Source organism: Flintibacter faecis, from assembly GCF_014287875.1.
GTDB classification, from domain to species: domain Bacteria; phylum Bacillota; class Clostridia; order Oscillospirales; family Oscillospiraceae; genus Lawsonibacter; species Lawsonibacter faecis_A.
Genome location: NZ_JACOPN010000001.1, coordinates 494,980 through 514,902, shown reverse-complemented (window position 1 = coordinate 514,902; position 19,923 = coordinate 494,980). Strand labels below are relative to the sequence as shown.

23 protein-coding genes are annotated in these 19,923 nt (G+C 63.1%); 20 read left to right on the top strand and 3 right to left on the bottom strand.

Translation table 11 applies throughout. The features are described 5' to 3' along the window. The first annotated feature begins 7 nt into the window (after window positions 1–7). The 19 genes from H8S55_RS02445 to H8S55_RS02355 all read left to right on the top strand — a co-directional run bounded on the left by H8S55_RS02445 (window position 8) and on the right by H8S55_RS02355 (window position 12,680). Window positions 8–1,252, top strand: coding sequence for a PBSX family phage terminase large subunit (locus H8S55_RS02445; protein ID WP_186877655.1), 1,245 nt, complete (start codon window positions 8–10; stop codon window positions 1,250–1,252). 87 nt (window positions 1,253–1,339) lie between these two features. Further along, window positions 1,340–2,485, top strand: a complete 1,146-nt coding sequence (locus H8S55_RS02440; protein ID WP_186877654.1) for a serine/threonine protein phosphatase — start codon at window positions 1,340–1,342, stop codon at window positions 2,483–2,485. Between the two features lie 32 nt (window positions 2,486–2,517). Beyond that, entirely contained in the window at window positions 2,518–3,456 is a 939-nt protein-coding gene (locus tag H8S55_RS02435; protein WP_186877732.1) for a hypothetical protein, read from the top strand. Window positions 3,457–3,524: 68 nt separating this feature from the next. Further along, window positions 3,525–3,866 carry a hypothetical protein gene (locus H8S55_RS02430; RefSeq protein WP_147562857.1) on the top strand — a complete coding sequence of 114 codons (342 nt, stop codon included), beginning with the start codon at window positions 3,525–3,527 and terminating at the stop codon, window positions 3,864–3,866. 21 nt (window positions 3,867–3,887) lie between these two features. After that, window positions 3,888–4,907, top strand: a complete 1,020-nt coding sequence (locus tag H8S55_RS02425; RefSeq protein ID WP_147562856.1) for a phage major capsid protein — start codon at window positions 3,888–3,890, stop codon at window positions 4,905–4,907. Next, entirely contained in the window at window positions 4,904–5,251 is a 348-nt protein-coding gene (locus H8S55_RS02420) for a hypothetical protein (RefSeq protein WP_186877653.1), read from the top strand. Before H8S55_RS02425 ends, H8S55_RS02420 begins: the two co-directional genes overlap by 4 nt. After that, complete coding sequence (locus tag H8S55_RS02415) at window positions 5,251–5,607, top strand: hypothetical protein (protein ID WP_186877652.1); 357 nt, start codon at window positions 5,251–5,253, stop codon at window positions 5,605–5,607. Before H8S55_RS02420 ends, H8S55_RS02415 begins: the two co-directional genes overlap by 1 nt. Before the next feature lies 1 nt (window position 5,608). Then, the gene (locus tag H8S55_RS02410; RefSeq protein ID WP_186877651.1) at window positions 5,609–6,106 is read left to right on the top strand and encodes a hypothetical protein; all 498 of its coding nucleotides are present in this window, start codon (window positions 5,609–5,611) and stop codon (window positions 6,104–6,106) included. Beyond that, entirely contained in the window at window positions 6,103–7,152 is a 1,050-nt protein-coding gene (locus H8S55_RS02405; protein WP_186877650.1) for a phage tail sheath C-terminal domain-containing protein, read from the top strand. Before H8S55_RS02410 ends, H8S55_RS02405 begins: the two co-directional genes overlap by 4 nt. A 22-nt stretch (window positions 7,153–7,174) precedes the next feature. Further along, window positions 7,175–7,558, top strand: a complete 384-nt coding sequence (locus tag H8S55_RS02400; protein ID WP_186877649.1) for a hypothetical protein — start codon at window positions 7,175–7,177, stop codon at window positions 7,556–7,558. 2 nt (window positions 7,559–7,560) lie between these two features. Continuing rightward, window positions 7,561–7,944, top strand: coding sequence for a hypothetical protein (locus H8S55_RS02395; RefSeq protein WP_186877648.1), 384 nt, complete (start codon window positions 7,561–7,563; stop codon window positions 7,942–7,944). Continuing rightward, complete coding sequence (locus tag H8S55_RS02390) at window positions 7,938–8,192, top strand: molybdopterin oxidoreductase (RefSeq protein WP_366467186.1); 255 nt, start codon at window positions 7,938–7,940, stop codon at window positions 8,190–8,192. Before H8S55_RS02395 ends, H8S55_RS02390 begins: the two co-directional genes overlap by 7 nt. Beyond that, window positions 8,189–8,734 carry a hypothetical protein gene (locus H8S55_RS02385; protein ID WP_186877647.1) on the top strand — a complete coding sequence of 182 codons (546 nt, stop codon included), beginning with the start codon at window positions 8,189–8,191 and terminating at the stop codon, window positions 8,732–8,734. Before H8S55_RS02390 ends, H8S55_RS02385 begins: the two co-directional genes overlap by 4 nt. A 15-nt stretch (window positions 8,735–8,749) precedes the next feature. Beyond that, on the top strand, window positions 8,750–9,316 hold the full coding sequence (locus tag H8S55_RS02380; RefSeq protein ID WP_243200420.1) for a LysM peptidoglycan-binding domain-containing protein: 567 nt from the start codon (window positions 8,750–8,752) through the stop codon (window positions 9,314–9,316). Window positions 9,317–9,324: 8 nt separating this feature from the next. After that, entirely contained in the window at window positions 9,325–10,263 is a 939-nt protein-coding gene (locus H8S55_RS02375) for a hypothetical protein (RefSeq protein ID WP_366467183.1), read from the top strand. A gap of 7 nt (window positions 10,264–10,270) precedes the next feature. Continuing rightward, complete coding sequence (locus H8S55_RS02370) at window positions 10,271–10,687, top strand: hypothetical protein (RefSeq protein WP_147562847.1); 417 nt, start codon at window positions 10,271–10,273, stop codon at window positions 10,685–10,687. 14 nt (window positions 10,688–10,701) lie between these two features. Next, window positions 10,702–11,046: a hypothetical protein gene (locus H8S55_RS02365; RefSeq protein WP_186877645.1), complete on the top strand. Its 345-nt coding sequence runs from the start codon at window positions 10,702–10,704 to the stop codon at window positions 11,044–11,046. Window positions 11,047–11,061: 15 nt separating this feature from the next. After that, a complete protein-coding gene (locus H8S55_RS02360) occupies window positions 11,062–12,117 on the top strand; it encodes a baseplate J/gp47 family protein (protein WP_186877644.1) in 1,056 nt (351 codons plus the stop codon). Continuing rightward, a complete protein-coding gene (locus tag H8S55_RS02355; RefSeq protein ID WP_186877643.1) occupies window positions 12,114–12,680 on the top strand; it encodes a DUF2313 domain-containing protein in 567 nt (188 codons plus the stop codon). Before H8S55_RS02360 ends, H8S55_RS02355 begins: the two co-directional genes overlap by 4 nt. A 376-nt stretch (window positions 12,681–13,056) precedes the next feature. Here H8S55_RS02355 and H8S55_RS14010 read toward each other — a convergent pair whose 3' ends face one another. The 3 genes from H8S55_RS14010 to H8S55_RS14000 form a co-directional block, all read right to left on the bottom strand. Next, on the bottom strand, window positions 13,057–13,152 hold the full coding sequence (locus H8S55_RS14010) for a putative holin-like toxin (RefSeq protein WP_227148339.1): 96 nt from the start codon (window positions 13,150–13,152) through the stop codon (window positions 13,057–13,059). A 303-nt stretch (window positions 13,153–13,455) separates the two neighbouring features. Then, window positions 13,456–13,545, bottom strand: coding sequence for a putative holin-like toxin (locus tag H8S55_RS14005; protein ID WP_243200419.1), 90 nt, complete (start codon window positions 13,543–13,545; stop codon window positions 13,456–13,458). A 445-nt stretch (window positions 13,546–13,990) separates the two neighbouring features. Continuing rightward, window positions 13,991–14,086, bottom strand: a complete 96-nt coding sequence (locus H8S55_RS14000; protein ID WP_227148339.1) for a putative holin-like toxin — start codon at window positions 14,084–14,086, stop codon at window positions 13,991–13,993. 701 nt (window positions 14,087–14,787) lie between these two features. Here H8S55_RS14000 and H8S55_RS02350 point away from each other — a divergent pair. Continuing rightward, window positions 14,788–17,442, top strand: a complete 2,655-nt coding sequence (locus tag H8S55_RS02350; protein WP_186877642.1) for an S-layer homology domain-containing protein — start codon at window positions 14,788–14,790, stop codon at window positions 17,440–17,442. The last annotated feature ends 2,481 nt before the right edge of the window (window positions 17,443–19,923 follow it).

Sequence of the window (19,923 nt, the reverse complement as noted above, 5' to 3'; positions counted from 1 at the left end):
GAGACGAATGGAGTTTTCGCCCAAGCAGCGCAGGGTGCTGACCTGGTGGCGGCCCGGCTCGCCGGACCGGGACAAACAGGCCATCATCTGCGACGGGGCGGTGCGCAGCGGCAAGACCCTGTGTACGGGGCTGTCCTTTTTCTGCTGGGCCATGCAGAGCTTTCAGAACAGGCGGTTTGCCCTGTGCGGGCGGACCATCGTGTCGGTGCGGCGGAATCTGCTGGAGGAGCTGCTGCCCCTGCTGGAGGGGATGGGCTTTCGGTGCAGGCAGAAGACGTCGCAGAATCTGCTGGAGGTGCGGCTGGGCAGGAGAAAGAACACGTTTTATCTGTTCGGCGGCAAGGACGAGGGGTCGGCGGCCCTGATCCAGGGGCTGACTTTGGCGGGGGCGCTGCTGGACGAGGCGGCGCTGATGCCCCGGTCCTTTGTGGAGCAGGCGGCGGCCCGGTGCTCGGTGAGCGGGAGCAGGCTTTGGTTCTCCTGCAACCCGGAGTCCCCCGCCCACTGGTTTTATCAGGAGTGGATCTTAAAGGCGGAGGAGAAGGGGGTGCTGCGCATCCCCTTCTCCATGGAGGACAACCCGGGGCTGTCCCCCCAGATGCTGGAGCGGTATCGGACCATGTTTCAGGGGACCTTTTACCGCCGGTTCGTGCTGGGGGAGTGGGTGGCCGCAGAGGGCCTGGTGTATGACTTTTTTGACGAGAGCTTTGTGCGCCCGGCCCCGGAGGGGCTGGAGGAGTGGTATATCTCCTGTGACTATGGCACGGTGAACCCCACGTCCATGGGCCTGTGGGGGAGGAAGAACGGCATTTGGTACCGCACGGCGGAATTTTACTACGACGCACGGAAGAGACACCGGCAAAAGACGGACGAGGAGTATGCCGATGCCCTGGCCGAGCTGGCCGGAGGCCGGGACATCCGGGCGGTGATCGTGGACCCGGCGGCGGCCAGCTTTATCGAGACATTGCGGCGGCGGGGCTGGCGGGTGCGCCGGGCGGACAACCGGGTGTTATCCGGCATTCGCCTGACGGCCCGGCTTTTGAAGGCGGGGAAACTGGTGATCTGCCCGGGGTGCGGCGATGCCATCCGGGAGTTTGCCCTGTACCGCTGGGAGGAGCAGGGGGATGGACAGGACCGGGTGAGAAAAGAGAACGACCACGCCATGGACGAGATCCGCTATTTCGCCGCCACGGTGGCGGAGGGAAAGGGCGGGGGCGTGTATGCCGGGTGCGTGGAGAGAGGGAGATTTTGAGAAGTTAGGAGTTAGGAAGTAGGAGTGATGAGTTTTTGCGGAGGACGGGGTCCCGAAAGACGCAAAGACAAAAAGGAGGAACACACTTTGAAGTGGTGGGAGCGGAAGAAGCGGCGGGGGGCGGCCCCGGTGGTGCAGGTGCGCCAGGGGGAGGGCCATCCCTTCGGCGTATTAGACCGGTATACCCCTCTGGGGACCGGTGAGGTGGCCCTGTACCGGGCCATCCGGGAGGGGGTGCCTCTGCTGGATGCGGCCATCTGGAAGCTGGTGCGGCTGTGCGGCGGCGTGAAGGTGTTGGCGGAGGACCGGGCGGCCCAGGCAGGGCTGGAGGAATTTTTTCAGAAGGTGAACATCGGCTGGGGCCAGCGGGGCATCCAGGCCTTTTTGGACCGGTATCTGGACGACCTGTTTACCTGCGGCCACGGGCTGGGGGAGATCGTCCTTACCGGGGACGGGCGGGACATCGCAGCGGTTCTGTGTGCCGACCCGGAGCAGGTGGAGGCCAAGCGGGGGGACAACCCCCTGGACTTTAAGCTGTGTCTGCGTCAGGCGGGGGAGCCCAAAGAACTGCCCTGGCAGGAGCTGCTGCTGTTTACCCCGCTGCAGCCCACGGGGGACTGCCCCTGCGGGGTGTCTATGCTGCGGTCCATGCCTTTTTTGGCGGGCATCCTGCTGAAAATTTTTCAGGCCACCGGCCAGAACTGGGAGCGGGCGGGCAACCTGCGCTTTGCGGTGGTGTGTAAGCCGGGGGAGGACGAGGGGGCCTTTGCCCAGGAGCGGTGCAGGCAGATCGCCGGGGAGTGGTCGGAGGCCATGCAGGCGGGCCGGGCCGGACAGGTACGGGACTTTGTGGCCGTGGGCGACGTGGATGTGAAGGTCATCGGGGCGGACGGACCCATTCTGGACAGCCAGGTGCCGGTGCGGCAGATCCTGGAGCAGCTGGTGGCCCGGACGGGCATCCCGCCCTTTATGCTGGGGCTGTCCTGGTCGTCCACCGAGCGGATGAGCACCCAGCAGGCCGACCTGCTGACCAGCGAGATCACCGCCATCCGCCGCAGCGTGGAGCCGGCCCTGGAGCGCATCGGCGAGCTGTGGGTGAGGCTCCACGGCTTTGGCGGCGGCGTGAAGATCGACTGGGAGGACATCAATTTGCAGGACATTGTGGAGGAGGCCAGGGCGGAGCTGTATCGAGCCCAGGCGGAGGAGATCCGCCGAAGACACCAGGCGGAATGAATGAAAGAATTGCAAGGAAGGGAGACGGACGGATGCGGGTGACGAAGGCATCTCAGGCCGGGGAGGAGACCCGGCTGGGGCGGGAGGAGCTGGAGCAGATCAATCGATTGGCCCGGCGAGAGCTGGCGGAGGGAGAGGTGTATGCCTTTTCCGTGCGGCTGTGCGACAACGAGGTGGACCGGGACGGGGAGCGGTTTGAGCCGGAGACCTTGGAGGAGCTGGCGGGGCTGTTTGTGGGCAAGTGCGGCATTTTTGACCATCAGTGGTCGGCCAAGGGCCAGGCGGCCCGGATCTATCGCACGGAGCTGGTGCAGGAGCCGGAGAAGCGGACAAAGGCGGGAGACGGCTATTGCTGGCTGAAGGGCTATGCCTATATGATGCGCACCGAGACAAATCGGGACCTGATCGCAGAGATCGAGGGGGGCATCAAGAAAGAGGTGAGCGTGGGCTGTGCGGTGGAGCGCAGCGTGTGCTCTATCTGCGGGGCGGACCGGCGAAACGGCCAGTGCGGTCACAGGAAGGGGGAGCGGTATGACGGGGCGCTGTGCTTTACCCGGCTGATGGGGGCCAGCGACGCATATGAGTTTTCCTTTGTAGCGGTGCCCGCCCAGCCGGCAGCGGGCATCGTGAAGGGCATGGAGGGGCGCTTTTCTACCCTGAAAGCTCTGGCCCAGGGGCACCCGGAGTGTGCCGGGGAGCTGGAGGAGCTGGAGCGGGAGGCATTGCTTGGCCGGAGGAGCGGGGAGCGGGCCAGGAGAGAGGCGGTGCGTCTGGGCCTTCTGGCCGGGCTGGGGCTGGAGAAAGAGACCCTGGAGCGGTTGGTTGCGCCCATGTCGGCGGAGGAACTGGAGCAGGTGGAGAACGGCTGGAGACAGAAGGCGGCGGAGCGCTATCCCATCGTTCCCCAGCTGCGGTATGCGGAGAAGGATGCAAGCACAGAGAAGGGCCGGGACGGGGCCTTTTTGATCTGAGTCTCGTTTTTCGCCCTGTGGGGCGGATGAAACATAGGCGAGAGATTTTTTGAGGAGGAGAGACAGGTATGAGCAAGATCTCGTTTGAGGACATCGGCAGTGTGGTGGCTACGTTCCTGGCCGACAGCGGCGTGAAGGGCGGCCAGGTGGTGAAGCTGACGGGCAGCGGCCGGGTGGGCCCCTGTTCCGCAGGCGATGCCTTTTGCGGCGTGGCCCTGGAGCCCAGGGCCGGCATGGCCGCAGTGCAGGTGAAGGGCTTTGTCCCCGTGAAGACGGCGGACACCCTGACCGTGGGCTGGGCGGCCCTGGCCGGGGACGGCGACGGCGGCGTGAAGAAGGCGGAGACCGGCGGCGTGACGGTGCTGGTGGCGGATGTGAAGGATGACGGCACCGCCGTGATCTGTCTGTAATCGGGAAAGGAGAGAAAACGAATGGCTTTTTCTTATGACAATCTGAAGCTGGACAAGGGGATGTATCAGGAGGCGGGCCGCAGCTTTAGCCAGGTGCTGGAGCGGCAGGACCCCAGCGAGCAGTATAAGGGCACCAGCCTGGAGGGGCTGGACGCCTTTCAGCGGCAGCTGAAGCGCTTTGACATCAAGGTGAAGGGTGCGGGCAGCGACGTGGTGGAGAAGTTTTTCCGCACCGCCGATTCCGCCGTGCTGTTCCCGGAGTACATCGCCCGCTCGGTGCGCCAGGGCATGGAGGAGGGGGACATCCTGCCCCACATCACCGCCGCCGTGACCCGCTTTGACGGCATGGACTATCGCTCCATCACCGCCGAGGCCGGGGGCGACAGCAAACAGCTGCGCCACGTGGAGGAGGGCGCGGCCATCCCCGCCACCACCATTCAGGTGCAGTCCAACCTGGTGAAGCTGCGCAAGCGGGGCAGAATGCTGGTGGCCAGCTATGAGGCGGTGCGCTATCAGAAGCTGGATCTGTTCTCCGTTACCCTGCGGCAGATCGGCGCCCACATCGCCCGGGCCCAGCTGGAGGACGCAGTGGACGTGCTGAAAAACGGGGACGGAAACGGCAACGCTGCCAGCGTGTTCACCACGGCGGCCCAGGGCAAGCTGACCTATGACGATCTGGTGGACTTTTGGGCCAAGTTCGACCCCTATGAGATGAACGCCCTGCTGGTGTCCGGCGACGTGATGGTGAAGCTGCTGAAGCTCAGTGAGCTTCAGAACCCCCTCACCGGTCTGAATTTCCAGGGCACGGGCAAGCTGACCACCCCCCTGGGGGCCAATCTGCTGCGGACCTCTGTCCTGCCTGCGGGCACGGCCATCGGCCTGGACAAGCGCTTTGCCCTGGAGATGGTGCAGGGCAGCGACGTGACGGTGGAGTATGACAAGCTCATCGACCGGCAGCTGGAGCGGGCCGCCGTGACCACCATCAGCGGCTTTGCCAAGGTATTCAAGGATGCCAGCCGGGTGCTGGAGGTCAAGAAATGAGCGAGGACATCCTGGCATTGTGCAGGGCCATGGGGGCGGGGGAGGAGCAGGACGGCCTGCTCCTCCCCCTGATCGAAGGAGCCCGGGCGGAGCTGGAACATCTGCTGCGCCGGGGGGTGGCACCGGAGGAGTGCGGCGAGAGCTTTGCGCTGGCGGCTGCCATGCTGGCTGTGGACGGCTTGGCGGCGGCCCAGGGGGACGGTCAGGTGAGCGGCTTTACCGCCGGGGAGCTGTCCGTTCAGCTGCGGGGGGAGCGAGGGAGCGATCTGCGGCAGCGGGCCCTTCGGCTGATGGCCCCCTGGCTGGGACAGACGGGCTTTGCGTTCCGGGGGGTGCCTGGCTGATGGCTGAAAGGATAGTCGGGAAAATGACCGGGCTGGCCCGGCACTGGCGGGCGATCTTGGCCCAATATGGTCAGAACGTCACCGTTTTCCCCAGAAACGGGGAGGAGGGCACACAGACCCGGGCCTTTGTCCAGCCCCTGGCGGAGCGGCGGGAGGATCAGCGGGTCCCCTCGCCCCTGGGGCTGCGGCGGGAGGATCAGTTTTTGTATCTGGGTCCGGGGGAGATCCCCCTGGAGGAGGGGGGCCGGGTGCGCTGGGATGGAGCGGACTATGTGGCGCAGGCGGCCCACAGCATCGGGCCGGGCCTGTTCTGGCAGGGTGTGCTGCGGCCTGCGGACGAGGAGAGGGGGAAGTGAATTGGACCTGGAGCGTATCCCCAGGTATATGGCGGACTATCTCAGCGCCAACGGCGTTGCGGCGGAACCCGCCTGGTCGGGACGGGAGCGGACAGCCCTGGCAGGGGCGAAGGCGGTGGTGAGCGTGCGGAAGTGTCAGGTGGGCCCGGCGGGCTTTCAGGACTATCTGGGGGAGCGATTTGACAAGGACAGCGGCCAGTGGAGAGAACTGTATGGCCGGAAAGCGGAGCTGACCCTGGGGCTGGATCTGTACGCCCCGGAGGAGACGGAGGGGGCGGAGCTGGAGCGGGCGGTGTTCCGACTGGCCCGGGCTCTGGTGCGGGGCGGACCGCCGGACGTGGGAGTGAAGGAGCTCGCTTGGGGGGAGACGGAGCGGGACGGAAAGTCCCGGCTGCTGCGCCGGACAGTGCGTGCGGTGTGTGTGGTCTGTCTGACTGGGGAGGAAGAACCGTCGGCGGTATTTTCGGAATTTGAAGTGCGAGGTGGATTGAAAAAATGAATGTGACGGTACATCAGAGACCGGGGGTCTATTCCGCGTATGATGCCTCCTCGGTGGTCAGCGGCAGCGGCGCAGGCAAGCAGGTGGGGCTGGTGGCGGTGAACGCCAAGGCTGCGGCCAACGAGGTGAAGATCGTGACCAGCTATGACGGGGCGGTGAACGCCTTTGGTCAGGGGACCATGGCGGAGCTTGTCCGGCTGGCCCTGAAAAACGGGGCCGGGGCCGTGGCGGCGGTGCCCATCGCCGGGGGCGAGGGCTATGCCGACGGCTTTGCCGCACTGGAGGGACTGGAGGACATCACGGCGGTGATCTGTGACAGCACGGACGGGGACGTACAGAAGGCCATGAAGCAGAGCGTGGAGACGGCCTCGGCCAACCGGCGGGAGCGGATCGCCGTGGCCGCCGGTGGGGCGGGGGAGACGGTGGATCAGCTGATCGCCCGGGCCAAGGCCCTGAACCACGAGCGGGTGGTGCTGGTGGCTCCCGGCGGCGTAAATCAGAACGGAGAGGCTGCGGACGGCCTGGGCGTGGCGGCGGCGGTGGCGGGAGCCATCGCCGGGGAGAGCGACCCCGCCGTACCCCTGGGCGGGGCGGTGCTTACCGGGCTGTATGGTCTGAGCGGGCGGTACAGCGACGGGGAGATGGACCGGCTGATCTTAGGCGGCGTGACCCCGGTGGAGAGCTTGGCGGGGACCATCGGCGTGGTGCGGGGCGTGACCACCCGGACCACCACGGGGGAGGCGGCGGACGCCACCTGGCGGGATCTGACCACCATCCGCATTGTGGACGACGTGATCCCCACCCTGCGCCGGGCCCTGCGGACGAAGTTCCAGCGGGCCAAAAACACGGCCCAGAGCCGGGGGGCCATCCGGGCCCAGGTGGTGCTGGAGCTGGAGAACAAGAAGGCCCGGGAGATCATCACCGGGTATGAGAACGTGACGGTGACGGCGGACAGTCAGGACCCGGCCCGATGCCTGGTGGACTTCTCCTTTACTGTGGCCCACGGGCTGAATCAGATCTGGCTGACGGCCCACATCACCGTTTGAGAGAGGGGAGCGTGAAGCGGGTATGACTGGATTTCCTACCAGCAGCGACATTTATCTGGAGGTGGACGGCACCAGGGTGGCCGTGGTGCAGAGCTATTCCGCCAAGGCCAGCAAGAGCAGCACGGCGGTGGAGGCCTTTGGCGAGGCCGAACCGGTGGCCACCATCGAGGGGCAGACCAGACATGTGGTGGAGCTGACGAGGTTGTATGCCACCGACGAGGCCATTCGGGACGGCATCGACTTTTACAGCCTGAGCGGGTTTTCTCTGGTGGTGTGCAAGCCGGACCGGAAGATCATCTACTCCAACTGCCAGTGGAGCAGCATTCAGGAGAGCGCCGCCCTGGGCAGCATGGTGCTGGAGAAGGTGACGCTGGTGGCCTCCCGCCGGATCGTGACGGAGGTGTGAGCATGGAGGGTTCTATCTTAGCCCAGCGGGAGCGGGTGAGCCTGGGCAACGGGATGGCGCTGCGGCTGCTGTCCGCCCTGGAGATACTCCAGGCCCGCCGGGAGGCGGGGGAGCTGGCGGGGGAGGACCGGGAGCGGGCCCTGTGCTCCAACGCCTGTCTGCTGGCCCGGGCCCTGGAGCAGGAAGAGGAACATAAGCCGGTGTTTTCCGACGGACGGGCGGTTCTGGCCGGGCTGACCGTGGAGGAGATCGGCGGCCTGGCCCGGCGGTGGTCCCAGCTGCGCCTGGAGAGCGACCCGGGGCTGAACGTGACGGAGGAGGAGCTGGAAAACGTAAAAAAAAACTCCGGAGCGACCCGGAAGAGCGGCTGCGGTGGCGGGTGCTGAGGGAGTTTCACGCCCTGCCCACCGAGAGAAGAGCCAGAGAGATGAAGGACCGGGACTATCTGTGGTGTCTGGCCAACGGGCTTTTGGACCGGGAGGAGCAGTTGGAACGGCTGTGTCCCGATTGCCGGGGGAAGGCGGAGCAGGCCCGGTGCCCCGTGTGCGGAAGGCCGGAAGAGCCTGGGGAGGGCGGGAGCAATCCCGCCTTTGACCCGGCGCAGTTTCAGAGGTTGAAGGAGGGCGGCGCATGATCGACTATCTGGAGCAGGAGAGCGGCCAGGCGGATGCGTTGGAGGAGCAGAGAAGGCGGCTGGCCGTCGCACTGACTTCTGCCGCCGCCGCGGGAGAGAGCGGCGGGGCCGACCTGTCAGGCGTGGGGGAGACGGCCCGGACGGAGTCGGACGGCGGACCGTGGAAGGCGGCGAAAAGCGAACTGCTCCCGGCGGAAGAGGCCCAGACGGCGGAGGGAACGCTGCCTCTGTTGGAGGAGACCGTGCGGCTGGAGCGGGCTTTGGACAGCGCCCGAGGGGAGCGGGCGGAGCTGTTTGCCGCCAGAGCCAGGGGAGAGAGCCGGCAGGCCGGGAAAGCTGGAGTCTTCAGCTGGGGACAGCTTGAGGCGGGGAGCGGGCGAAACGCGTCGGCTTTTTTGGACGGGACGGTCCCGGAGACGGGCCGAACGGGGGCCTTTTCCAGCGATCAGGACCCGGCGGCGGAGCGGGAGCAGGCCCGAAATCTGGACCGGATCTTTCAGCGGGACAGCCGCCGGTATGACGGGGGCTTTTCCCTGTATTGACAAGGAGGAGAGAGGATGACGCTATCGCCCATGCGGTATAAGGGCTATACCTGGCCCCACAATCCCAGGGTGTACTCCATCGACTATGAGCGGAAGATGGCGGTGAACAAGACGCCCTTTGGGCTGTTTCACCTGCAGGATCTGGGGCGGACCAACCGGATCATGGAGGGGGAGGGGGAATTTGTGGGGCCGGATGCCTATGCCCAGTTCGGCAAGCTTGCCAACGTGTTCTATGAGGACGGGCCGGGGCTGCTGGTCCATCCCCTGTGGCAGACGGCCAACGCCTATTTCGTCTCTCTGCGGCTGGAGCAGGAGCCCAGGCCGGACTATGTGCGCTATTCCTTTGCCTTTTGGGAGGACGACAGCTGGTATACCGGCCTGGCAGCCCAGAGGGCGGGGAACCAGAGCGGGGAGAGCGGCGCTGCCGCCGCCGGACCGGTGTATCACCGGGTGGTGAAGGGGGAGAGCCTGTGGGCCATCGCCAGGAAATATGACCTGGCCCTGGCCAAGCTCATCGCCATGAATCCCCAGATCAAGAACCCCAACCTGATCCATGTGGGAGACGAGGTGAGAGTGGGGTGAGAGGGTATGTGACAGATGCAGCGGGGCGGCAGTGGCTGCTGCCCCAGCCCACGGCCTGGCGGATGGAGTATACCGCCGGGATACCCTGCGACAGCTTTTGGATGCGCTGCCCCTGGGAGGCCGGCAGCGGGACGAGACCGGGGGACTGGCCCCGATTTTGGGCCGAGCATGAGGGGGAGCGGGTGTTCACCGGAGTGGTGGACGAGTGCCAGGTGGAGCAGTCGGGCGGCGGCAGCGTGTTGGAGCTTTCCGGCCGGGGGATGGCCGCCCTGCTGCTGGACAACGAGGCGCTGGGAGAGGACTATGGCGCAGCGACGATGGAGGACATCCTGCGGGACCACGTGCGGCCCTATGGCATTCAGACGGCGGCGGGGGCCAACCTGCCGCCGGTGAGCCCCTTTTCTGTGGCCACGGGGAGCAGCGAGTGGTCGGTGGTATACGACTTTGCCCGGTATTACGGCGGGGTGGCCCCCAGGTTCGACCGGGAGGGGCGGCTGGTGCTGACCGGGTGGCCGAAGGGAGAGACACGGCTGATCGGCAATGGGACGGCGGTGACGGAACTGGTGTATCGGGACCGGCGGTATGGCGTGCTGTCCCAGGTGCTGGTGCGGGACCGGTACAGCGGTCAGGTGGAGACGGTGACCGACGGGGAGTTTTCTGCCCAGGGGGGCATGGCCCGGCGAGTGATGACCATGCCGGGGCGGAGCAATTTTCAGACCATGCGCTACACGGGCAGGTTCCAGCTGGAGCGGGCCAAGGGAGAGCGCATCCGGCTGGAGGTGGAGATCGGGGAGGCCTTCTCCGCCTGGCCGGGGGAGCTGGTGCGGGTGCAGCGCAGCGGCTGGGACCGGAACGGGCTGTATCGGGTGGCCCAGAGCACGGTGGGGATGGACGGCCGGGGATATTGGACCCGGCTGGAGCTGGCTCCACCGGATTTTGTGGTTTGAGGTGAGGATGATGTGGCTATCGGAGCGGGACATACGGCGGGAGCAGGGGGAGCCGGCGGCAGAGCTGGGCGTGGTGACCCTGGGCGGCGACCCGGCGGGGGTGAGCCTGGGTGGCGAGCGGCGGCAGCTGCCCGTGTACAGCCCCGGCGGGGTGACCTGGAGACCGGCGGCGGGAGACCGGGTGCTGGTGCTGAAAACGGGTGCGGCGGGAGAGCAGCCCTGCGTCATCGGACGGACGCAGCAGGGAACTGATGGACTGGCCCCCGGTGCGGTGCGGCTGGCGGCCCCCGGAGGCGGGGGCGGCGTTCTGGCGGACCGGGAGGGCGTGAATCTGTACGGCACGGTGAAGGTGGGCGGCACGGAGATCGGCGACTATGTCCGGGCCGTGGTGTATCAGGTGCTGAGCGAGATGGTGAAGAGCTGAGAGGAGATGGCGGCATGGAGCGGATGCTGAGAGACGGGGACTATGTGCCCGACGGGGCGGGGGGACTGGAGACGGCGGAGGGGGCGGAGGAGGTGTTGGCCCGGGTGCTGTTCCGCCTGACGGCCCGGCGGGGGGCCATGCCCTTTCTGCCCGGACTGGGCAGCCGACTGCACGAGGTGATCCGGGAGAAGCCGGGGGCCCGGCAGACGCTGTGCGCCCGGTATGTGGCCCAGGCGCTGGAGGAGGAGACCGACCTGAGCGTGACGGACGTGGTCTGGAAGGACACGGACCGGGGCGCGGAGGTGACGGTGGAGCTGAACTGGAAGGGCCAGCCGCTGACGGTGACGGCGGCGGTGTGAAGAAGGGAGCAGGGTATGAAAAGCGTGGAGGAGATCTATCGAGAGATGCTGGACTGCTTTGCCCAGCGGACGGGGATGCGTCCGGCGGAGGGCTGCGATCTGGCGGCACGGCTGTATGCGGTGGCGGCCCAGGTGTACAGCCTGTATGTCCAGGCGGAGTGGCTGGGACGGCAGGTGCTGCCCCAGACGGCGGAGGGGGAGTTTTTGGACCGCCACGCCCAGCTGCGGGGCATCACCCGGAAGGAGGCCGCCCCGGCGGAGGGCGTGATCCGCTTTACCGCGGGGGAGACGGCGGATACCGCCCGAGTTATCCCCGTGGGCACAGTTTGCATGACGGCGGGCCGGGTGCGGTTTGAGACCACGGAAGAGGGGACCATTCCGCCAGGGGAGCTGACGGCGGAGGTGCCTGTTCTGGCGGCAGAGGCGGGCAGCGCGGGGAATGTGGCCGCCGGGAGCGTGGTGGTCATGGCGGTGGCCCCGGCGGGGGTGGCCTCCTGCACCAACCCGGAGCCCTGCACCGGCGGGGCGGACCGGGAGGGAGATGAGGGCCTGCGGGCGCGGGTGATGGACAGCTTCCGCCGGCTGCCCAACGGAGCAAACGCCGCCTTTTATCAGCGGGAGGCCCTGTCCTTTCCCCAGATCGTGGCGGCCAGCGTGATCCCCCGGCCCAGGGGCATCGGCACGGTGGATGTGATCGCAGCCACCCGGGCGGGGGCCCCGGACGAGGGGCTTTTGGCGCAGCTGAACGACTATTTCCAGGCCCGGCGGGAGATCGCCGTGGAGGTGCAGGTGAAAGCCCCCACCCTGGCGGCGGTGGCGGTGTATGTGCAGATCAAGCCGGCGGAGGGCTATACCTTTGCCCAGGCGGCGGAGACGGTGAAGGCGCGGCTGCAGGCGTGGTTCACCGGGGAGCGGCTGGGGCAGGGGGTTCTGCGCAGCCAGCTGGCGGACCTGATGTATCACTGCGAGGGGGTGGCCAACTATAACATCGTCTCCCCCAGAAAGGATGTGGCCGGGTCGCCGGAGGTACTGCCCCAGCTGGGGCGGGTGACGACGGAGGAAATGAAGTGAGCTATAGAGACTATTTAAAGGAGCTGCTGCGGCCCCTGGGGGTGTATGACGTGGAGGCACCCTTCAACGGCGGGGAGCTGACGGCGGCGGGGGAGGCCCTGGACGGAGCGCTGGGCGCACTGGAGGAGGTGGAGCGGGAGAGCAGCCTGGTGACGGCCCGCAGCTGGGGGCTGGAGGGGGTGGCGAAGCTGCTGCTCCACCGGCCGGCGGCGGAGACAGAGGAGGGGCTGAGCCAGGCCCTGGCCGCCCTGCTGCGCATCGGGGACGACAGCTTTACCCCCGGGGCCATCAACGACACCATCACCGGCTGCGGCGTGGCGGCGGAGTGTATGGAGACAGGGGTGGGCCGGGTGCAGGTTCGTTTCCCCGGCGTGGTGGGCATTCCGGCGCAGATCGACCGGCTGAAACGGATCATCCAGGAGATCGTGCCGCCCCAGGTGGAGATCGCGTGGTTTTACCGCTTCCTCACCTGGGCGGAGCTGGAGGAGCAGTTTCCCTCCTGGGCCGACCTGGAGAGAGCGGGGCTGAACTGGAGCCAGCTGGAGATGCAGGTTTTGCCATGAAAAGGCGCAAAAAAACAGGAAAACCCCCGGGCGGAGGACCCGGGGGTTTCCTGTTGACGTTTGATTGTAAACAGTTCGGAAGCAAGGCAACGGGTCAGACCAGGGGCGGGGCTGAATACCGCCGTCTTGTTTCCTGGTGTTTATTGTAAATGAACAGGGGGAATTTGTCAATCCTGAAAATGAAAAAATTTGGAGAAAATTTGAAGAAGATGGGACGGGGGTACGGATTGCCACGTCGCTGCGCTCCTCGCAATGACAGGGGGGATTGACAATGATTTGAAAGCGGGTATAATAATAGATGAAGGAAGGGCGCTGCCGGTGAACGGGGGCCCCTCCAGTGTTACAAGAAGTAACCGTGGCTTGGGAGCGTCAGCGGTTACTTCTTTTTATTATTTACCTGGATGACCAGGGAAATGATGCTGACGATCAGAATACCGAGCTGAAACAGGTCGGAATAGGTCACCATGTACATCACCCCCCTCCGATGGAGTGGAGGAGGAAACAAGAAGAAGTTCAGCCTCCTCCCGAAGGAGGGGCCCCGCCTACCGCCACTGGCAGCGCTTGGGTGGATTATAGCATATTATGTAGAATTTGGCAAGATACGGGTACGGATTGCCACGTCGGGGCTTTGCCCCTCCTCGCAATGACAGGAACGGGGGATTGACAAGGATTTGAAAGCGGGTATAATAGTAAATAGAAAGAGGGCGCTGCCGGTAGACGGCGTCCCTCCAAAGTGTTACATGAAGTAACCGCTTAGCTTGGGAGGCGTCAGCGGTTACTTCTTTTTATTGTTTACCTGGATGACCAGGGCAACGATCTGCACGATCAAGATCCCAAACTGAAACAGATCAGAATATGTGACCATGTGCATCACCCCCTCCGATGGAGTGGAGGAGGAAACAAGAAGAAGTTCAGCCTCCTCCCGAAGGAGGGGCCCCGCCTACCGTCTATGGCAGCGCTTGGGTGTATCATAGCATATTATGTCGGATTTGGCAAGATGCGGGGACGGAATCCCCCCTCCGCTTTCGGCGGTGTCCCCCCTTTGACAAGGGGGGCTGATGTGCTGCACCAATAGGCCCCCTTGTGAAAGGGGGCTGTCAGCGAAGCTGACTGAGGGATTCCGTTTTTAGGACAGCTTTCTGGTGGACGGGGTACGGATTGCCACGTCGCTGCGCTTCTCGCAATGACGGGACAGGGGATTGACAAGGATTTGAAAGCGGGTATAATAATAGATGAAGGAAGGGCGCTGCCGGTGAACGGGGGCCCCTCCAGTGTTACAAGAAGTAACCGTGGCTTGGGAGCGTCAGCGGTTACTTCTTTTTATTATTTACCTGGATGACCAGGGAAATGATGCTGACGATCAGAATACCGAGCTGAAACAGGTCGGAATAGGTCACCATGTACATCACCCCCCTCCGATGGAGTGGAGGAGGAAACAAGAAGAAGTTCAGCCTCCTCCCGAAGGAGGGGCCCCGCCTACCGCCACTGGCAGCGCTTGGGTGGATTATAGCATATTATGTAGAATTTGGCAAGATACGGGGGTGCGGATTGCCGCGTCGGCCCGTTGGGCCTCCTCGCAATGACGGGACGGGGGATGCGGGCCCTCTCCGCCCCCTGCGGGGGCACCTCCCCCAAGGGGGGAGGCAAGGGGGTCGGTGGGGTCCTCGGGCCCGGTCTTGGCTCCCCCTGTGGGGGAGCTGGCAGCGGAGCTGACTGAGAGGGCGGGGGTGCGGATTGCCGCGTCGCTGCGCTCCTCGCAATGACAGGAGGAGGGGGGACGCGGGCCCTCTCCGCCCCCTGCGGGGGCACCTCCCCCAAGGGGGGAGGCAAGGGTCGTTGGGGTCCTCGGGCCTGGTCTTGGCTCCCCCTGTGGGGGAGCTGGCAGCGGAGCTGACTGAGAGGGCGGGGGGACGGATTGCCGCGTCGCTGCGCTCCTCGCAATGACAGGCCCCCCTCTGCAACAAAGTTACCCCAATGTTACACCTTTGTTACATCTGGGCCGGGGCGCTTGACTTTGGTTTTGGGGTTTGATAGAATGCCATCGTAGCGAAGGAGTCGGTGGTGCGGCTCTGACGCAACGCAATATTCTACAAGGAGGAATTCCGAAATGAGAAATCTGAAGCGGGCTCTCAGCCTGGCTCTGGCTTCTGTCATGGTTCTGGGCATGACCGTTGTCGGTACCGGCGCGAGCTACACTGACGTGACTTCCAAGCAGAACCAGGAAGCCATCGAGGTTCTCCAGTCCGTCGGCATTATGGTCGGCGACAACAATGGCAACTTTAACCCTGACCAGAAGGTGACCCGTAACGAGATGGCCGTGGTCATGTCCAACCTGATGGACTACCGCGCCGCCACCTACGCCGGCACCTCTCCCTTCACCGATGTCCCCTCCTGGGCTGAACCCTATGTGGCCGCCTGCTGGACCAACGGCATCACTTCCGGTTACACCAAGACCACCTACGGCGGCAGCGACACCGTCACCACCAGCCAGGCCGCTCTGATGCTGATGAAGGCCCTGGGCTACTTCCAGTACTCCAGCGACTTCGGCTCTGACTGGCAGTTCTCCACCATCAAGAAGGCCACTCAGATCGACCTGTTCGACGACGTGGACTCCGGCGTGCGTGAGGCCATGACCCGCAACGACCTGGCTCAGCTGGTGCTGAACGCCCTGAAGACTCCCACCGTGGAGGCTGAGAAGGACGGCCAGGACATCGCGGTCAACGGCGTGATCATCTCCAGCAACGTGAAGTACAACTACATCACCAGCAGCAAGGACTATGCCAAGGCCATCGACAATCAGCTGAACTCCAACAACGACGGTACCAAGCTGAACGGCAACACCGTGGAGCTGGGTGAGAAGCTGTACAGCGGCGACCTGAAGAAGTCCAGCGGCTCTGACTCTTTTGGCCGTCCTGCCTCTACCTGGACCTACAAGTCCAATGAGATCGGCAAGTATGCTGACTCCGTGGATGGCGAGTGGACCGCCAAGGTCACCAACAAGGCCCTGTATGAGGCCGCCGGTTCCGATGCCTACGACAACTACAAGTGGTCCGTGTACCGCAACGGTGTCAACCTGGCCGGTGTGAATGCCAGTGCTACCAATGCTCACAAGAGCTATGCTTTCGGTAGCACCAGCAAGACCGGCACTGAGCGTGTTGCTACGTCCGGTGAGGGCGTGCTGACCCAGCTGTTCGTCGACTCCGACAAGAAGACCGCTGTTGTCTCCATGATCGACACCGGCGTGGCCAAGGTCACCAAGGTCACCGAGGACTCCACCAAGGGCGAGTACGAGGTCACCCTGTCCTTCAAGACCCGCATCCCCGGCGTGACTGCTGACACCAAGTACACCTCTGATATGAAGTTCGCCAAGGACGACGTGGTTGTTTACACCGCTGCTGACGGCGAGGTCCAGTCCATGGCCAAGGCCAAGACTGTTGCCGGTAAGGTCACCGGTCAGAGCGATGCCGACTATACCACTATCGACGGCACTAAGTATAGCTACAACTATGCCTATCAGAACAACGGCATCCAGAACGGCCTGTACAACCTGGAGGACAATGTCCGTGACGGCAACCCCGACGTGGACAAGGATGCCACCCTGTATCTGGACGCTTATGGCTATGCCGTAGCTTACGAGGGCAAGTCCAGCTCTGCTGAGGACTACCTGTTCGTGAAGAGCCTGGATGTTTCCTTCGGTTCTGACGTGTCCGCTAAGGTCGTCTTCTTCGACGGTACTCAGAAGACCGTTGATCTGGACCAGGTTACCTATGTGAATGCTCACAACCAGAAGGTCACCGAGGATGTTTCCTACACCCCCGCCGCTGGCGGCGTCGCTGCTTCCGGCAATGTCCAGGTGAACACTGTGTACAAGTACACCGCTGGCTCCAGCGACTATGATTTGGAGGCTGTCACCAACGAGAAGGATACTGGTGCTGCTGATAAGGTTACCATCTCCAACAAGACTCCCACCATTGCTGGTAACAAGACTAGCATTGTCACCACTGACAGCCAGACCGTGTTTGTCGACGCGGAGAACAACAAGACCTGGACCGGCTACAAGAACGTGTCCAACAAGACCAATGCCAATGTGGCCGCTGTGAAGAACAGCGACGGCGTGGCCGAGATCGTGTTCATCTATGGTTCCAAGATCAGTAGCTCCGCCAACGATGATGACTATGTCATCCTGAAGGGCACCGACATGGAGGCCATGAAGGACAGCAACAAGAAGACCGTGTACAAGCTGACCGCCGCCTATGATATCCACGGCAACCAGCGCACCGATCTGTACGTCACCAACACTTCTAAGAGCACTTTCAGCGCCAAGGGCCTGTACCTGATCACCAAGTATGACGGCGATGATTATGTCAGCGCTGCTACTCAGCTGACCAACTTCAAGGCTGGTAACGCTGTTGCTGCTTCCGCTAACGTCTATGCTGACGCTGCTAAGAATGGCGTTCTGTCTCTGCACAGCTCCATCAACCTGAACAATGATCCCAGCAAGGCTCACGATGTCTTTGCTTATGACAGCAAGACCGAGTTCGTGGTCATCGAGCTGAAGGAGAATAACAAGGACGTTAGTGCCATCCGTACTGGTGATATCGGCGATGTCGTGGCTTATGCCGATGCCAACTTCACCAAGGATGCCAGCGGCAAGATTATCAGCAGCGACCTGACCGGCGTGTATGTCATGACTGTCGACAACGACACTGACACCACTCCTCTGGCCACCTCCATCCTGGTTGTTGTCCCCTACGTCAAGTAATCAGACCTCTGTCTGAGCACTGACTAGGCTAACGCCAAAAAGAGCGCCCCTCCGCAAGGAGGGGCGCTTTTTCCCTCTCAGTCACGGCGAAGCCGTGACAGCTCCCCCACAGGGGGAGCCAAGCTGGGACTGAGTGGACCCCACCGCCCCTTGCCTCCCCCTTTGGGGGAGGTGCCCCCGCAGGGGGCGGAGAGGGCTTCCCCGGCAAAAAAGAAATCCCCCGGCGGGGGATTGGGGATTGACTTTTTTCCATATCATGTTATACTGAAGATAAAGAGAGGCGCTGCCGGTAGACGGGAGCCCCTTGGATTACTTAAAGAAGTAACCGTGCTGTTGGGACAGTTGGGCGGTTACTTCTTTTTGCTGTTCAAGAACAGGTTCATGATACTAACGACCAAGATGCCGATCTGAATGAGATCAGAATACGTGACCATCTGCATCACCCCCCTCCGATGTAGTGGAGGAGGAAAAGAGAAGTGCGGCCTCCTCCCGAAGAAGGGGCCTCCCGCCTACCGAATACTGGCAGCGCCAGCGCATATCCATGCGCCGAGGATATTATAGCACGTTTTGTAGAATTTGGCAAGATGGGAGAAAAGCCCCGAAGGGGGGATTCCGTTCCCCCGTCCTGTCATTGCGAGGAGGGGCAAAGCCCCGACGTGGCAATCCGTCCCCCGCCCTCTCAGTCAGCTGCGCTGACAGCTCCCCCACAGGGGGAGCCAAGCTGGGGCTGAGTGGACCCCACCGGCCCTTGCCTCCCCCCCTGGGGGAGGTGCCCCCGCAGGGGGCGGAGAGGGTTTCCCCGGCAAAAAAGAAATCCCCCGGCGGGGGATTGGGGATTGACTTTTTTCCATATCATGTTATACTGAAGATAAAGAGAGGCGCTGCCGGTAGACGGGAGCCCCCTCATGTTGGTTACGAGAAGTAACCGCCAAGTTGGGGAACTGGGGCGGTTACTTCTTTTTGCTGTTCAAGAACAGGTTCATGATACTAACGACCAAGATACCGATCTGAATGAGATCAGAATACGTGACCATCTGCATCACCCCCCTCCTATGTAGTGGAGGAGGAAAGAAGTTGCGGCCTCCTCCCGAAGAAGGGGCCTCCCGCCTACCGAATACTGGCAGCGCCAGCGCATATCCATGCGCCGGAGATATTATAGCACGTTTTGTAGAATTTGGAAAGGTTAGGAATTGCCTTCCCCCTCCCAGGGGGAAGGTGCCCCCGCAGGGGGCGGAGAGGGCTTCCCCGGCAAAAAAGAAATCCCCCGGCGGGGGATTGGGGATTGACTTTTTTCCATATCATGTTATACTGAAGATAAAGAGAGGCGCTGCCGGTAGACGGGAGCCCCCTCATAAGTTACTGAGTAGTAACCGCCGAGCGGACCAAGCTAACGGCGGTTACTTCTTTTTTATCTGGAAAACCAGAGAAATGATGCCGACGATCAAAATACCGAACTGAAACAGGTCGGAATAGGTCACCATGCCATCACCCCCCTCCGATGTAGTGGAGGAGGAAAGAAGTTTCGGCCTCCTCCCGAAAGAGGGGCCTCCCGCCTACCGAATACTGGCAGCGCCAGCGCATATCCATGCGCCGGGGATATTATAGCACGTTTTGTAGAATTTGGCAAGATGGGGGAAAAGCCCCGAAGGGGGGAATCCTTCCGTCCCCCCCGTCCTGTCATTGCGAGGAGGGGCAAAGCCCCGACGTGGCAATCCGTCCCCCGCCCTCTCAGTCAGCTGCGCTGACAGCTCCCCCACAGGGGGAGCCAAGCTGGGGCTGAGTGGACCCCACCGCCCCTTGCCTCCCCCCTGGGGGAGGTGCCCCCGCAGGGGGCGGAGAGGGTTTCCCCGGCAAAAAAGAAATCCCCCGGCGGGGGATTGGGGATTGACTTTTTTCCATATCATGTTATACTGAAGATAAAGAGAGGCGCTGCCGGTAGACGGGAGCCCCTAAGAGTTACAAAGAAGTAACCGCTTAGCTTGGTGGGCTGGGGCGGTTACTTCTTTTTGCTGTTCAAGAACAGGTTTATGATACTAACGACCAAGATGCCGATCTGAATGAGATCAGAATACGTGACCATCTGCATCACCCCCCCTCCTATGTAGTGGAGGAGGAAAGAAGTTTCGGCCTCCTCCCGAAGAAGGGGCCTCCCGCCTACCGAATACTGGCAGCGCCAGCGCATATCCATGCACCGGAGATATTATAGCACGTTTTGTAGAATTTGGCAAGGTTAGGAATTGCCTTCCCCCTCCCAGGGGGAAGGTGCCCCCACAGGGGGCGGATGAGGGGAACGCCGAAGAGTTTGCAGTCTTTCCATCGAAAGTGCCCGGCTGTCGATACCCTTCCCCTCATCCGTCACGGCTTCGCCGTGCCACCTTCCCCCAGGGGAAGGCAAAAAAGAAATCCCCCGGCGGGGGATTGGGGATTGACTTTTTTCCATATCATGTTATACTGAAAATAAAGAGAGGCGCTGCCGGTAGA